Origin of the sequence: Enterobacter asburiae (assembly GCA_011754535.1) — a bacterium.
GTDB classification, from domain to species: Bacteria; Pseudomonadota; Gammaproteobacteria; order Enterobacterales; family Enterobacteriaceae; genus Enterobacter; species Enterobacter cloacae_N.
The window spans coordinates 2,952,516-2,967,939 of the sequence record JAAQVN010000001.1 but is presented as its reverse complement, the minus strand read 5'-3'; the positions used below and the strand labels follow the sequence as shown (position 1 = coordinate 2,967,939).

The 15,424-nt window shown below is 53.4% G+C and carries 15 protein-coding genes; 12 read left to right on the top strand and 3 right to left on the bottom strand.

All coding sequences use genetic code 11. The features are described 5' to 3' along the window. Positions 1–30: 30 nt before the first annotated feature. Positions 31–114, top strand: coding sequence for a stress response protein AzuC (gene azuC, locus HBM95_13955; GenBank protein NIH44034.1), 84 nt, complete (start codon positions 31–33; stop codon positions 112–114). A gap of 108 nt (positions 115–222) precedes the next feature. Beyond that, the gene (locus tag HBM95_13950) at positions 223–474 is read left to right on the top strand and encodes a DUF2766 domain-containing protein (protein ID NIH44033.1); all 252 of its coding nucleotides are present in this window, start codon (positions 223–225) and stop codon (positions 472–474) included. A gap of 41 nt (positions 475–515) precedes the next feature. Here HBM95_13950 and HBM95_13945 read toward each other — a convergent pair whose 3' ends face one another. Both HBM95_13945 and HBM95_13940 read right to left on the bottom strand, forming a co-directional pair. Further along, positions 516–1,859, bottom strand: coding sequence for an anaerobic C4-dicarboxylate transporter (locus tag HBM95_13945; protein ID NIH44032.1), 1,344 nt, complete (start codon positions 1,857–1,859; stop codon positions 516–518). A gap of 165 nt (positions 1,860–2,024) precedes the next feature. Further along, the gene (locus HBM95_13940; protein ID NIH44031.1) at positions 2,025–2,528 is read right to left on the bottom strand and encodes a non-heme ferritin-like protein; all 504 of its coding nucleotides are present in this window, start codon (positions 2,526–2,528) and stop codon (positions 2,025–2,027) included. Positions 2,529–3,315: 787 nt separating this feature from the next. Between HBM95_13940 and araF the strand changes: the two genes are divergently transcribed. From araF to otsA, 5 genes are all read left to right on the top strand, one after another. Continuing rightward, the gene (araF, locus tag HBM95_13935) at positions 3,316–4,305 is read left to right on the top strand and encodes an arabinose ABC transporter substrate-binding protein AraF (GenBank protein ID NIH44030.1); all 990 of its coding nucleotides are present in this window, start codon (positions 3,316–3,318) and stop codon (positions 4,303–4,305) included. 71 nt (positions 4,306–4,376) lie between these two features. Next, positions 4,377–5,891, top strand: a complete 1,515-nt coding sequence (locus tag HBM95_13930; protein ID NIH44029.1) for an L-arabinose ABC transporter ATP-binding protein AraG — start codon at positions 4,377–4,379, stop codon at positions 5,889–5,891. A gap of 14 nt (positions 5,892–5,905) precedes the next feature. Beyond that, a complete protein-coding gene (gene araH, locus HBM95_13925; protein NIH44028.1) occupies positions 5,906–6,886 on the top strand; it encodes an arabinose ABC transporter permease AraH in 981 nt (326 codons plus the stop codon). 176 nt (positions 6,887–7,062) lie between these two features. Continuing rightward, positions 7,063–7,866 carry a trehalose-phosphatase gene (gene otsB, locus HBM95_13920; GenBank protein ID NIH44027.1) on the top strand — a complete coding sequence of 268 codons (804 nt, stop codon included), beginning with the start codon at positions 7,063–7,065 and terminating at the stop codon, positions 7,864–7,866. Then, the gene (gene otsA / locus HBM95_13915) at positions 7,841–9,265 is read left to right on the top strand and encodes an alpha,alpha-trehalose-phosphate synthase (GenBank protein ID NIH44026.1); all 1,425 of its coding nucleotides are present in this window, start codon (positions 7,841–7,843) and stop codon (positions 9,263–9,265) included. Before otsB ends, otsA begins: the two co-directional genes overlap by 26 nt. Positions 9,266–9,281: 16 nt before the next feature. On the opposite strand, the gene uspC is transcribed toward otsA, so the two are convergent. After that, a complete protein-coding gene (gene uspC / locus HBM95_13910) occupies positions 9,282–9,710 on the bottom strand; it encodes a universal stress protein UspC (protein ID NIH44025.1) in 429 nt (142 codons plus the stop codon). 787 nt (positions 9,711–10,497) lie between these two features. Between uspC and flhD the strand changes: the two genes are divergently transcribed. The 5 genes from flhD to cheA all read left to right on the top strand — a co-directional run bounded on the left by flhD (position 10,498) and on the right by cheA (position 15,413). After that, positions 10,498–10,857, top strand: coding sequence for a flagellar transcriptional regulator FlhD (gene flhD / locus HBM95_13905; protein NIH44024.1), 360 nt, complete (start codon positions 10,498–10,500; stop codon positions 10,855–10,857). 2 nt (positions 10,858–10,859) lie between these two features. Then, entirely contained in the window at positions 10,860–11,438 is a 579-nt protein-coding gene (gene flhC, locus HBM95_13900; protein NIH44023.1) for a flagellar transcriptional regulator FlhC, read from the top strand. A gap of 123 nt (positions 11,439–11,561) precedes the next feature. After that, positions 11,562–12,449: a flagellar motor stator protein MotA gene (gene motA, locus HBM95_13895; GenBank protein NIH44022.1), complete on the top strand. Its 888-nt coding sequence runs from the start codon at positions 11,562–11,564 to the stop codon at positions 12,447–12,449. Beyond that, positions 12,446–13,375 carry a flagellar motor protein MotB gene (gene motB, locus HBM95_13890; GenBank protein NIH44021.1) on the top strand — a complete coding sequence of 310 codons (930 nt, stop codon included), beginning with the start codon at positions 12,446–12,448 and terminating at the stop codon, positions 13,373–13,375. The genes motA and motB overlap by 4 nt, the downstream gene beginning before the upstream one ends. 4 nt (positions 13,376–13,379) lie before the next feature. Next, on the top strand, positions 13,380–15,413 hold the full coding sequence (cheA, locus tag HBM95_13885) for a chemotaxis protein CheA (GenBank protein NIH44020.1): 2,034 nt from the start codon (positions 13,380–13,382) through the stop codon (positions 15,411–15,413). Positions 15,414–15,424 lie beyond the last annotated feature (11 nt).

The window sequence follows — 15,424 nt, the reverse complement described above, 5'->3', positions numbered from 1 at the left end:
CGTTGTATAACACGTTAATGGAGCATCACAATGAAACTGCGCAAAATCCTGAAAAGTATGTGGGCCAACTACTGCCGCACCTTTAAAGACGTGCCGCCGGGCGCCATGTTCTGACAGAAAAACCTGCTTCGGCGGGTTTTTTTATGTCTTGCGGCGATGAAGGGAAGATGTCAGGGGCCACGTTTTGATACTATGACGGCCTTTGAATAAGGAGAAAGCCCCATGTCACAAAACCTGAGCGCCGATCAGGAACTGGTATCTGACGTTGTCGCCTGTCAGCTGGTTATCAAGCAAATTCTTGATGTTCTGGACGTTATTGCGCCAGTTGAAGTGCGCGAGAAGATGTCCACTCAGCTGAAAAATATCGATTTTGCCAGCCATCCTGCTGCTGCCGATCCGGTTACGCTTCGCGCGATCCAGAAAGCCATCGCGCTCATAGAGCTGCGCTTCACGCCGCAGGGTGAGTCTCATTAAACCTGCGCACGGGCGACCACGCGTGTCGCCCGTTGATGCGGTTAAAAGAAGGTTTGCACCAGCAGGTAGCTCGCCGCGCAGGCGCAGCTTACGCCAATTAACCCTGGCAGAATAAAGCTATGGTTAATAATGAACTTGCCGATGCGGGTCGTCCCCGAGCGGTCAAAGCCGATGCAGGCTAAATCGCTGGGGTAGGTCGGCAGGACAAAATAGCCGTATGACGCCGGAAAGAAGGCGATCAGCATTTTCGGATCGATGCCCAGCATCAACCCCATCGGCGCCACGGCCGTCAGGGCCGCGGCCTGGCTGTTCACCAGCTTCGACACCAGGAAAAGCACGATGGCATACGTCCACGGATGGCTTTTCACAACGCCTTCCAGCGCCAGCTTTAACTCGTCGAGATGCGCCTGGAAAAAGGTATCACTCATCCACGCCACCCCGAACACCGAGAAGATCGCCACCATGCCGGCCTTGAATACCGCGCCGTTTGAGATAGCGGAGGCATTGACCTTGCAGACCATCAGCATCACGGCCCCGGCAATGAGCATCATCATCTGAATGACAAGGTTCATCGACAGCGCCGTCATTTTGCCTTTCAGCTCGAAGGCGGGGCGCAGTTCAGGGAAGGCCCCGAGCAGGACCACCACCGCAATACCGGCAAAGAAAATCCATGTCGACCAGTAGGCCTGCTTCGGAAAACGCTGGTTCATCAACGTCTCCGTGCCGCCATAGATAAACTCGCGCTGCCTGGGATCTTTTAGTTTTTCCTGAAACTCGATGTCGTCAGCCAAATCTTTCCCGCGGCGTAAACTCCACAGGGCCGCAATCGCCACCCCGAAAAGTGAAGCGGGAACCGACACGGCGAGAATTTCCAGGATCCCCCACGCGTGACCTATCCCATGCTGCGCAGCCAGGATGGAGACCAGCGACACGACGGCGACGGAAACCGGAGACGCGGTGATCGCCATCTGGGATGCCACCGATGCCACCGCCATTGGGCGTTCCGGTCGGATCCCTTTTTTAAGCGCGATATCCGCAATGATGGGAAACATGGTATAGACCACGTGCCCTGTGCCGCACAGAAAGGTCAGCATCCAGGTGGTAAAAGGGGCAAGTAGCGTGATGTGCTGTGGGTGTTTGCGCAGCAGGCGTTCAGCAAACTGCATCATGACGTTAAGGCCACCCGCCGTCTGCAGGGTGGCGGCGCAGCCAATCACCGCAAGAATGGTTAACATGACGTCAACCGGCGGCTTGCCGGGCTGAAGTCCAAAGACAAAACACAAAATAAAAAGGCCAATCCCGCTGATTAACCCAAGCCCCATGCCGCCGAAACGTGTACCCGTCAGCAGGCAGAGGAGAATGACAACAAACTCAATAGTGATCATGCTGCTCCCTCGTCAATGATTATGTAATTAAATAAATCATTACATTTTGTAAGGTTAATCATTGGGAGCGAGATCTGATTTGTTAAAATTCAGCAAAAGCAGAGGGTTGGTGAAAGGGGAGGGGAACCTGCCCCCCAGAATCAGGGAAAGGGCAGGTTAAAACGCTTAGTGATGCTGCACCGCCACCAGGTCGAGCAGGTGGCGGTCGGCCTGTTCCGGGCATAAACCTGCCTGTCGGGCATTATGGATCTCATCCACCAGCGTTTTCAGCAGCATACCGTCCTGCTGCTGTTCTTTGTCCATATCGCGTAAAAATTTAAGGGTGGTAATGTCATGCTGTGCTCTGGCTTCATCGGCCAGCCTGTTGAGCGTCGTGCAGCGTTGCTCATGCTCTTCCAGCGTTTTCTGAAACAGTTCTTCCAGAGAAGAGTAATTTTCGTTGATCCCATCGAGGGCTTTAACTACCGGGTTAGCCCCTGCGGCCTTCAGGAAGTTAAAGACGCGCATCATATGGGTGACGTTGCTTTGTGCCTGTGAGCGAAAGAACGTGGCAGAGCCCGTGAGGCTTTTCTCAGAACACCATGCGCTTAAGTGAAGGTGCAGATTCGAGGCGTAGAACTCAAGGTTCATCTGCGCGTTAAGTTTTTGCATCATCGTTTGGGTAGCCATACTCATATCCTTATAGACTGTGGGACGTGATGTCCGCTGCTTAACCTGACAGTCAGGCAAATGCGAAGAAAAACAGAAATGCAATTTCTGCAGTAACTGAAGTCGATCGAAAATTCACTTCCTGTGTTCGATATAAATAAGCATACCTTTGTCTTATGATTAAGAAAACTCTTAATTAGGCTGTGTTTACCATACATTACAAAGTTTAATATAGTACAAAAATACAAATATATAGCCACCAAATGAAAATTAATTAAGTTATTGATATTAAAAAGTAAATGTCTTTTTGGTTGTACTGGTTTATGTTCGTGAATATTTAGCCGGAATAATGCTCTGTAAAAAAAATAAATACAGATTATTCATTTCAAATATATGATGCGTTACTAAATTTGCGCTAAATCAATTTTTAAGTAATAACGCCTTTTTATGCCTCTTTCGCTTTTTTGATAAAAAGCATGGTTCCCTCGTCAGGCGATAGCCGCAGCGCCACCCCCGTAAGGCATCAGGGATTTCTTAGCTAATCTTATGGATTATTCTGCTCACCTCCCTTTCATTTGTCTGACAATTCCTGCCATTTTTATGTCATTTTTCGCTGAATTTATGTACGCAATTACTGTAATTCTGCGGTGTGATGGGGCTCTCTTATGGATGATTAATTTCCCGCTAAAACTATCACCAGCAATAACGCTTATAACGAGGTAAGCGCTAATGCCTTGTTTTAAGTCCGATTAAATAAGAAGCACGCAAATCTTCCCTACAGAAAAGAATGCTAAAGCTGGAGTTTACCATGCACAAATTTACTAAAGCGCTGGCGGCCATCGGTCTGGCTGCCGTTATGTCACAATCCGCTATCGCTGAGAATTTAAAACTCGGTTTTTTGGTAAAACAGCCGGAAGAACCCTGGTTCCAGACCGAGTGGAAATTCGCTGATAAAGCCGGAAAAGATTTAGGTTTTGAGGTGATTAAAATCGCCGTGCCGGACGGTGAGAAAACGCTGAACGCCATCGACAGCCTGGCGGCCAGCGGCGCGAAAGGCTTTGTTATCTGTACCCCGGATCCCAAACTTGGGTCAGCAATTGCGGCAAAAGCCCGCGGTTATGACATGAAGGTTATTGCGGTTGACGATCAGTTCGTTAACGCCAAAGGCAAACCCATGGACAGCGTTCCACTGGTCATGATGGCGGCGACCAAAATCGGTGAACGTCAGGGGCAGGAACTTTATAAGGAGATGCAGAAACGCGGCTGGGATGTGAAAGAGACCGCCGTCATGGCTATCACCGCGGACGAGCTGGACACGGCGCGTCGCCGTACGACCGGTTCAATGGACGCGTTGAAAGCGGCCGGCTTCCCGGAAAAACAGATCTACAAAGTGCCTACCAAATCTAACGACATCCCGGGTGCCTTTGATGCCGCGAACTCCATGCTGGTCCAGCACCCGGAAGTGAAACACTGGCTGGTGGTCGGCATGAACGATAACACCGTGCTGGGCGGCGTGCGCGCGACGGAAGGCCAGGGCTTCAAAGCGCCAGACGTCATTGGGATCGGCATCAACGGCGTGGATGCGGTGAGCGAGCTGTCCAAAGCGCAGGCCACCGGCTTCTACGGCTCTCTGCTGCCAAGCCCGGACGTCCATGGCTACAAATCCAGCGAAATGCTCTTCAACTGGGTAACCAAAGGGGCAGAACCGCCGAAATTTACAGAAGTGACCGACGTGGTGCTGATTACCCGCGACAACTTCAAAGAGGAACTGGCGAAAAAAGGACTGGGCGGTAAGTAATACGCTGTGATTGTGCCCCTTACTCGCCGTAAGGGGCCAGACGTACACACTACAGGAATCACGGAGTCGTTATGCAACAGTCTAATCCGTATCTCTCTTTTCGCGGCATCGGGAAAACGTTTCCCGGTGTTAACGCGCTGACCGATATCAGCTTCGACTGCTATGCCGGCCAGGTTCATGCCCTGATGGGGGAAAACGGAGCGGGGAAATCCACGCTGCTAAAAATCCTCAGCGGCAACTACGCGCCAACAACCGGCACGCTGGCCATTCGCGGCGAAGAGGTGGCCTTCGCCGATACCACGGCGGCGCTCAACGCTGGTGTCGCCATTATCTATCAGGAATTGCACCTCATCCCTGAGATGACCGTGGCTGAAAACATCTATTTAGGGCAGCTTCCGCACAAAAGCGGCGTAGTGAATCGTTCGCTACTTAATTATGAAGCGGGGCTGCAGCTTAAACACCTGGGTCTGGACGTCGATCCCCAGACGCCGCTGAAATACCTCTCCATCGGCCAGTGGCAGATGGTTGAAATTGCCAAGGCGCTGGCGCGTAACGCCAGAATTATTGCCTTTGATGAACCCACCAGTTCGCTCTCCGCACGTGAAATCGAAAACCTGTTCCGCGTGATCCGCGAGCTGCGTCAGGAAGGCCGCACCATTTTGTATGTCTCGCACCGCATGGAGGAGATTTTTGCCCTGAGCGATGCCATCACCGTATTTAAAGATGGGCGTTATGTGCGCACCTTTACCGATATGCAGCAGGTTAACCATGATCAGCTCGTTCAGGCGATGGTCGGGCGCGATCTGGGCGATATTTATCACTGGAAACCGCGCGAGTACGGCCCCGAGCGCCTGCGCCTGGACAACGTCAAAGCGCCAGGCGTGCGAACGCCGGTTTCGTTATCCGTTCGCAGCGGTGAGATCGTCGGGCTGTTTGGTCTGGTGGGGGCCGGGCGCAGCGAGCTGATGAAAGGACTGTTCGGCGGTACCCGCATTACCGCAGGCCAGGTCTCCATTGACGGCGAGCCGGTGGATATTCAGAAACCTGCCCATGCAATCAGGGCCGGAATGATGCTCTGCCCTGAAGACCGCAAGGCGGAGGGGATCATTCCAGTGCATTCGGTGCGCGACAACATCAACATTTCTGCCCGCCGTAAGTTTATCCGCGCGGGCTGCCTGATAAACGACGGCTGGGAGTCGAGCAACGCCGACCACCATATTCGCTCGCTGAACATCAAAACCCCCGGCCCGGAACAGCTGATTATGAATCTCTCAGGAGGGAACCAGCAGAAGGCCATTTTGGGCCGCTGGCTGTCGGAAGATATGAAGGTCATTTTGCTGGACGAGCCGACGCGCGGTATTGATGTGGGCGCAAAACACGAGATTTACAACGTGATCTATGAACTGGCAAAACGCGGCGTGGCGGTGCTGTTCGCCTCCAGCGATCTGCCTGAGGTGCTTGGCGTTGCCGACCGCATTGTGGTGATGCGGGAAGGTGAAATCGCCGGTGAATTACTTCATGAACAGGCGAATGAACAACAGGCGTTGAACCTCGCCATGCCTAAAGTCAGCCAGGCAGTCGCCTGAGTAAGGAGTTAATGATGTCCTCTGTTACTACATCCGGAGCGCCGAAGTCGGCATTCAGTTTTGGCCGTATCTGGGATCAGTACGGCATGCTGGTGGTCTTTGCCGCACTCTTCATCGCCTGTGCGATTTTCGTGCCTAATTTTGCCACCTTTATTAATATGAAAGGGCTGGGGCTGGCTATTTCCATGTCCGGCATGGTGGCCTGCGGCATGCTCTTCTGTCTGGCCTCCGGTGATTTCGACCTGTCGGTAGCCTCGGTTATCGCCTGTGCGGGCGTCACCACGGCGGTGGTGATCAACATGACGGAAAGCCTGTGGATTGGCGTTTTTGCCGGTCTGTTGCTCGGCGTCATCAGCGGTCTGGTGAACGGTTTTGTTATCGCACGCCTGAAGATTAACGCCCTGATCACCACGCTTGCGACGATGCAGATAGTGCGCGGTCTGGCCTATATCATCTCCGACGGCAAAGCGGTGGGGATTGAAGACGAGCGCTTCTTTACGCTGGGCTATGCTAACTGGCTGGGCCTGCCGGCGCCTATCTGGCTCACCGTGGCCTGCCTGATCCTGTTCGGCTTCCTGCTGAACCGCACCACCTTTGGCCGTAACACGCTGGCGATCGGCGGTAATGAAGAAGCGGCGCGTCTGGCAGGGGTGCCGGTCGTACGAACCAAGATTATTATCTTTGTGCTCTCGGGGCTGGTCTCTGCCGCTGCCGGGATTATTCTGGCCTCGCGTATGACCAGCGGACAGCCTATGACCTCTATCGGTTATGAGCTGATCGTCATCTCAGCCTGCGTTTTAGGGGGCGTTTCCCTCAAGGGCGGCATCGGAAAAATCTCATATGTGGTGGCCGGTATCCTGATTTTGGGCACGGTGGAGAACGCCATGAACCTGCTGAATATTTCGCCGTTCTCTCAGTACGTCGTGCGGGGCCTGATCCTGCTGGCAGCCGTGATTTTCGACCGTTACAAGCAAAAAGCGAAGCGTACCGTGTAACTCCAGCGCTGACTTTTTATTGCTCAACTAATAACCATAGTTGACCCCTGAACCGCCTCGCCAGTTTTGCTGGCGGGGCGGTTGTCAAATGGCGAGGCCCATCACACTGTCTATACTTACATGGCTATGAAAGAGGTAAAGGCGTTTACCTCTCGTAAACCGTAAGGAGGATTAGGGTGGCTGACTTGTTAACCGCACCGCCTGTACTGCCCGGAAAATATGCTTTCTTTTTTGACCTCGACGGGACGCTCGCCGGGATCCAGCCGCATCCTGACGACGTGGTCGTACCGGATACGGTGTTAGAGAATTTGCAGCAGCTCTCTCGACTGAACGAGGGCGCATTGGCATTGATTTCAGGGCGCTCAATGGCCGAGCTGGACGTGCTCGCCAGTCCTTACCACTTTCCGCTAGCCGGTGTACACGGAGCGGAGCGCCGCGATATCCATGATCAACTGCATGTTGTATCACTCCCCGATACCTTAATTCAGGCGTTACAGACTGAACTCTCCTTAGCGCTGGCATCGCTCCCGGGCACGGAACTGGAAGCGAAAGGCATGGCGTTCGCCTTGCACTATCGGCAGGCTCCGCATCACGAAGCGGCGATCTTTGCGATTGCCCGCAGCGTGGCCGATGCACACCCGCAGCTTGCGCTGCAGCCGGGGAAATGCGTCGTTGAGATAAAACCTGAGGGCATTAATAAGGGCGCTGCTATTGCGGCGTTTATGGCGGAACCGCCATTTAAGGGACGTACACCGGTATTTTTTGGCGATGACCTGACCGATGAGGCCGGGTTTCGCGTGGTAAAACAGGCCGGAGGGATCGCCGTTAAGGTGGGGCCTGGTGACACTGTCGCTGAATGGCGTCTGGCGAATGTCGCCGGTGTCTGGCAGTGGATTTCTGATATCGCTAACCAGCAACAACAACAAATAGCGCAAAACAAAGGGGGAAACCATTATGGGTCGCTTAGTCGTCGTCTCTAACCGAATTGCACCGCCTGATGATAAAAAAGCCAGTGCAGGTGGCCTGGCGGTAGGGGTATTAGGTGCCTTAAAAGCCGCTGGCGGGCTGTGGTTTGGCTGGAGTGGTGAAATCAATGAACAAGAGAAACCGCTTAAAAAGGTGACGCGCGGGAACATTACGTGGGCATCATTTGCGTTAAAGGAGAAAGACTATGACGAGTATTACTCGCAGTTCTCCAACGCCGTCCTGTGGCCTGCGTTTCACTATCGTCTTGACCTGGTGAAATTCCAGCGTGAGTCCTTCGAGGGCTATTCGCGCGTAAACGCACTGCTGGCGGATAAACTGCTGCCTTTAATAGAAGAAGACGATATTTTATGGATCCACGATTATCACCTGCTGCCCTTCGCCCGGGAGCTGCGTAAAAGGGGAGTCAATAACCGGATTGGCTTCTTCCTGCATATTCCTTTCCCGACGCCGGAGATTTTCACCGCGCTGCCGCCGCATGAAGAGCTGCTGGAGGCGCTGTGTGATTATGACCTGCTGGGCTTCCAGACCGAAAATGACCGTCTCGCGTTTCTGGACTCCGTATCAGGCAAAGCGCGTCTGGTCACCAGGGGCGGTAAAAGCCATACGGCGTGGGGGAAAACCTTCCATACCGAAGTGTATCCAATAGGGATTGAACCCGACGAAATTGCGGAACAGGCTTCCGGCCCGCTGCCGCCGAAGCTGGCGCAGCTTAAGAATGAACTCAAGCATGTGAAGAATATCTTCTCGGTAGAGCGTCTGGATTATTCCAAAGGGCTGCCGGAACGCTTCCTGGCCTATGAAACGCTGCTGGATAAATACCCCCAACACCACGGTAAAATCCGCTATACCCAGATCGCGCCAACGTCGCGCGGGGAAGTCCAGGCCTACCAGGATATCCGTCATCAACTGGAGACAGAAGCGGGGCGCATCAACGGGCGCTACGGCCAGCTGGGCTGGACGCCGCTCTTTTATCTGAATCAGCATTTTGACCGTAAGATCCTGATGAAGGTCTTCCGCTACGCGGACGTGGGGCTGGTCACGCCGCTGCGTGACGGGATGAACCTGGTGGCAAAAGAGTATGTGGCGGCTCAGGACCCTGCGGATCCGGGCGTGCTGGTGCTTTCCCAGTTTGCCGGGGCTGCGAACGAACTGACCTCTGCGCTGCTCGTAAACCCTTACGATCGGGATGATGTGGCTAACGCCCTCAACCGCGCCCTGACAATGCCGCTGACGGAGCGAATTTCCCGCCATGCCGAAATGATGGAGACGATCCGTAAAAACGATATTAATCACTGGCAGGCGCGTTTTATTGAGGATCTACGCGAAATAACCCCGCAAAGTCATGAAGGCGATCTGCAAAAAAAGATCGCGACTTTCCCTAAACTCGCCTGATTTTCCTCTGGGGGGGTTAAGCCCCTCCAAGCGGTACTAACAGCACGTCTACCTCGCTTGAGGCGATAATAGATTTTGCCGCACAGGTAGCCCGCGATATAAAGCTGTGGTTATGGTTCCCGCAAATCACTAAATCAATATTCTGCTTGCGGCACATATCAAGAATATGGGCATTCAGTTCCCCCGTCGCAATAACGGTTTCATGTACAGGGTAATCTGCTTTTTCGACAAGCTCTCGCAGAAACTGCTGTGTTTCTTCCTGCAATACCTCACGAATATCTTCCAGCATGGGGGCCGCCAGCTGATTGTACATCTCGGGTTCGGCCTCAAGGGTGATAAGGCTGATGCGCGCATTATGGGGCCTGGCGATCGAAACGGCCCGGGCGACAAGCTGGTGGCTTTCGGGGGAAACAGCAACAGAAACAAGAAGATGGGAGTAACTCATGGCGCACTCCTTAAGATGTCTGACAGGCAGCGTTACATCACCATTACCGCGAATTTCCTGGTTCCGCAAGAGTTGAATACGACATTAGTGTGAAGCTAATCATAATTATTCATTAATTATTCTTATAAGAAGAATAACTAAAAAACGAGCCTAAATGAAAAAAATTAACAACTTAACGTAAGTCACACAAATCTGCGCTTTCGCTATCAAATGGTTTTAACAAGTTATAAACGCATTTCAAATGATTACGCGCAGAAACAATTTTTTCGGCCGCTATGCATAACTATATGTTTTATAGAGGTAATCAAAATGTGTCCCTGAAACATATGGGATGTAAACGATTGCTGATGCTGCACGTAATGGTAAAAGCACGTTGCATGCCACTTTTGCTCACGCTTATGCATGAGTATTCGTCGATTAAGAATACAAAACAGTGCTGATTGAGCAAAAAATGAGCAAATTAGAAGTCATACTGATGGATTTATGGGGTGTATTCGCTTAAATTATGTGACGTGGATCACATTTTTTTTAAATTTGAGGGTGCCTGCATTGTATGTGGCAAATCTGACGAGTAGAGTTTGCGTCGAATTAGGAAAAATCTTAGTTATTTGTAAGAAATGATAAACCGTGTCAGAGATGTAACCCTGTTGCATCCCTTGCGCGTTTCGATGAATACAAACCTAGATTCAACTATGCATTTAGCCTTTTCTTTTTTATACCGGGTGATTTCCCGGCGACATCACGGGGTGCGGTCTTTCCGCATAAAAATAATAGTTGGTTATTCGGGATGGGAACAATGCATACATCCGAGTTGCTAAAACATATCTATGACATCAATTTGTCATATTTACTGCTCGCGCAGCGTTTAATTAGTCAGGACAAAGCGTCCGCGATGTTTCGTCTGGGTATTAACGAAGAAATGGCAACCATGCTGGGTGGGTTAACCCTCCCACAGATGGTAAAACTGGCGGAAACGAATCAACTGGTGTGCCAGTTCCGTTTTGATAATCCGCAGACGATAACGCGTCTGACGCAGGAATCCCGCGTTGACGATCTCCAACAGATCCATACCGGTATTCTGCTCTCCACTCGCTTGCTTAGCGACATCAGCCAGCCTGATGACGCAGCCCGTAAGAAAAGGGCCTAGCAATGAGCGAAAAAAGCATTGTTCAGGAAGCGCGTGACATACAGCTGGCCATGGAGCTGATTACGCTGGGTGCTCGTTTACAAATGCTGGAAAGCGAGACTCAGCTGAGCCGTGGTCGCCTCATCAAACTGTATAAAGAGTTACGTGGTAGTCCCCCGCCGAAAGGCATGCTGCCGTTTTCTACGGACTGGTTTATGACCTGGGAGCAGAATATCCACGCCTCCATGTTCTGTAATGCCTGGCAGTATCTTCTCAAAACCGGTTTGTGTAGCGGCGTAGACGCCGTGATCAAAGCGTACAAACTTTACCTTGAACAATGCCCACAGCAGGAAGAAGGCCCTCTGCTGGCGCTGACCCGCGCATGGACGCTGGTGCGTTTTGTTGAGAGCGGAATGCTTGAACTGTCGCGCTGCAATTGCTGCGATGGCAATTTTATTACCCATGCTCATCAGCCTGCAGGCAGCTTCGCCTGTAGTTTATGTCAGCCGCCATCCCGCGCAGTAAAAAGACGTAAACTTTCCCGGGATGCTGCCGATATTATTCCACAACTGCTGGATGAACAGATCGAACAAGCTGTTTAACCCGAACGTGTGGGCAAGATTCCAGCAGCGGTAAGCAATTACCGCTGCTTTTTTTTACCCCGCAAACGGTAAACGCTGCGAACTGGACGTCCTTGCCATAGTCACTAGCGGAAGGATGATGTCGTGCTTATCTTATTAGGTTACCTGGTAGTTCTCGGTACAGTTTTCGGCGGTTACATGATGACCGGCGGGCACCTTGGAGCACTCTATCAACCGGCTGAACTTATTATCATCGGCGGCGCAGGGGTAGGGGCTTTTATCGTTGGTAACAACGGTAAATCGATCAAGGGCACGTTGAAAGCAATTCCATTGCTGTTCCGTCGCTCGAAATACACCAAAAGCATGTATATGGATCTGCTGGCGCTGCTCTATCGCCTGATGGCGAAGTCGCGACAGCAGGGAATGTTCTCGCTCGAACGGGATATTGAAAATCCGAAAGAGAGCGAGATTTTTGCAAGCTATCCGCGCATTCTGGCGGACGCCATGATGCTGGATTTCATCGTCGACTATCTGCGACTCATCATCAGCGGCAATATGAACACCTTCGAAATCGAAGCGCTGATGGACGAAGAGATCGAAACCCACGAAAGCGAATCAGAAGTGCCGGCCAACAGCCTGGCGCTGGTGGGCGACTCCCTTCCGGCGTTTGGTATCGTGGCGGCGGTCATGGGGGTAGTACACGCCCTGGCCTCAGCGGATCGCCCGGCGGCCGAACTGGGCGCGCTGATTGCCCATGCGATGGTGGGTACCTTCCTCGGTATTTTGCTGGCTTACGGTTTTATCTCTCCGCTGGCAAGCGTGCTGCGCCAGAAGAGCGCGGAAACCACCAAAATGATGCAGTGCGTGAAGATCACGCTGCTCTCTAACCTCAACGGTTACGCGCCACCGATCGCGGTTGAATTTGGCCGTAAAACGCTTTACTCCAGCGAGCGTCCGTCGTTTATCGAGCTTGAAGAACACGTGCGCGCGGTGAAAAACCCAAACCAACAGACGACAACTGAGGACGCATGAAAAACCAGTCCCATCCGATCGTCATCGTAAAAAAACGCAAGCACAAGGGCGGCGGACATGGTTCCCACGGCTCCTGGAAAATCGCGTACGCCGACTTTATGACCGCAATGATGGCGTTCTTTCTGGTGATGTGGCTGATCTCCATCTCCAGCCCGAAAGAGCTTATCCAGATTGCTGAATATTTCCGTACCCCGCTGGCGACGGCAGTGACCGGTGGGCAGCGTATCTCTAACAGCGAAAGCCCCATTCCTGGCGGCGGCGATGATTACACCCAGCAGAAGGGTGAGGTGAAAAAAGAGCCGAACATCGACGAGCTGAAACGAAAGATGGAGCAGGCGCGCCTGAAAAAGCTGCGTGGCGATCTCGATCAGCTGATTGAAGCGGATCCCAAACTGCGCGCGCTGCGTCCGCACCTGAAAATCGATCTGGTCCAGGAAGGGCTGCGCATTCAGATTATCGACAGCCAGAACCGCCCGATGTTTAAAACCGGGAGTGCGGAAGTTGAACCTTACATGCGCGATATTCTGCGCGCTATTGCCCCGGTGCTGAACGGTATTCCTAACCGAATCAGCCTGTCGGGCCACACGGATGATTTCCCGTACGCCAGTGGGGAGAAGGGATACAGCAACTGGGAGCTTTCTGCCGATCGTGCCAACGCCTCGCGTCGCGAGCTGGTGGCAGGTGGGCTTGATGATGGCAAGGTACTGCGCGTGGTCGGCATGGCAGCAACCATGCGCGTCTCCGACCGCGGGCCGGATGACGCCATCAACCGTCGTATCAGTCTTTTAGTGCTGAACCAGCAGGCGGAGCAGGCCATCCTGCATGAAAACGCCGAAAGTCAGAATGAGTCACTGGACGATTTAAAACAGCCTGGGGCCGTCCCTGCGGCTGCCGTTCCAACATCGCCACCAGCCAATCCGAGGTGATAGCGTGAGCATGGATATTAGCGATTTTTATCAGACATTCTTTGATGAAGCCGACGAATTGTTGGCGGATATGGAGCAACATTTGCTCGATCTGGTGCCCGAAGCACCGGACTCCGAGCAGCTCAATGCCATCTTCCGCGCGGCGCATTCCATTAAAGGCGGAGCCGGAACGTTTGGATTTACCATCCTGCAGGAAACGACCCATTTAATGGAAAACCTGCTCGATGAAGCACGACGCGGTGAGATGCAGCTCAATACCGACATTATCAACCTGTTTTTGGAAACCAAAGATATTATGCAGGAACAGCTCGACGCCTATAAAAGTTCGGCAGAGCCTGATGCCGCCAGCTTTGAATACATCTGCAATGCGCTGCGCCAGCTCGCCCTGGAAGCAAAAGGTGAGGTCGCTGCAGCCGTTGTCCCTGCGGCAAAACTGAGCGTTGTTGATGCGGTTGCTGCTGAAGAGGCCGCGCCCGCTGCGCAAGCGGGCAAACTGCGCGTTGTGCTGTCACGCCTGAAAGAGAGCGAAGTTAACCTGCTGGAAGAAGAGCTGGGCAACCTGGCGAAGTTAAGCAATGTGGTGAAAGGCAAAGACAGCCTCGCGGCGACCCTCGATGACGGTATCAGTCAGGACGATATCGTGGCGGTGCTGTGCTTTGTGATTGAAGCCGACCAGATTGCTTTCGAAACGGAAACCCCCGCGGCAGAAGCGCCGGCTGCAGCAGAAGAGGTTGCCGTCGTTGCCCAGGCTGCGGCACCGGCTGTTGCGTCTGCGGCACCGGCGTTGAAGGCTGTGCCAAAAGAGACCGCAGCACCTGGCCGCGCTGAAAAACCGGCCGCGCGCTCCAGCGAGTCCACCAGCATTCGCGTTGCCGTTGAGAAGGTCGATCAGCTGATTAACCTGGTTGGCGAACTGGTAATCACCCAGTCCATGCTGGCGCAGCGCTCCAATGAACTGGACCCGGTCACGCATGGCGATCTGATCACCAGCATGGGCCAGCTGCAGCGTAACGCCCGCGATCTGCAGGAATCGGTCATGTCCATCCGCATGATGCCGATGGAATATGTCTTCAGCCGATTCCCGCGCCTGGTGCGCGACCTCGCCAGCAAGCTGAATAAGCAGATTGAACTGACCCTGATGGGCAGCTCAACGGAGCTGGATAAGAGCCTGATCGAGCGCATCATCGACCCGTTAACGCACCTGGTGCGTAACAGCCTGGACCACGGTATCGAACTGCCGGAAAACCGCATTGCCGCCGGGAAATCCCCGGTCGGGAACCTGATCCTCTCAGCGGAACATCAGGGCGGGAACATCTGCATCGAAGTGACCGACGACGGTGCCGGTCTTAACCGCGAGCGCATCCTGGCGAAGGCCATTTCGCAGGGGATGGCGGTGAATGAAAACATGACCGACGAAGAGGTGGGCATGCTCATCTTCGCGCCGGGCTTCTCGACCGCCGAGCAGGTGACGGACGTTTCCGGGCGCGGCGTCGGCATGGACGTGGTGAAGCGTAACATCCAGGAGATGGGCGGCCACGTTGAGATCCAGTCTAAACAGGGTTCCGGCACCACCATCCGTATTCTGCTGCCGCTGACGCTGGCGATCCTCGACGGTATGTCGGTGAAAGTGGCGGACGAAGTTTTCATTCTGCCGCTGAATGCGGTGATGGAATCCCTGCAGCCGCGTGAGGAAGATCTGCATCCGCTGGCGGGCGGCGAGCGCGTGCTTGAGGTGCGCGGTGAGTACCTGCCGCTGGTCGAGCTGTGGAAAGTGTTCGAAGTGGACGGGGCGAAGACCGAGGCCACGCAGGGTATCGTGGTGATCCTGCAAAGCGCGGGCCGCCGCTACGCGCTGCTGGTCGATCAGCTGATTGGTCAGCACCAGGTGGTGGTGAAGAACCTCGAAAGCAACTACCGCAAGGTGCCGGGTATTTCTGCTGCCACCATCCTGGGGGATGGTAGCGTGGCGCTGATCGTCGACGTGTCGGCGCTTCAGGGATTAAATCGTGAACAACGTGTGGCGTACACAGCCGCCTGATTAAGTAGAAG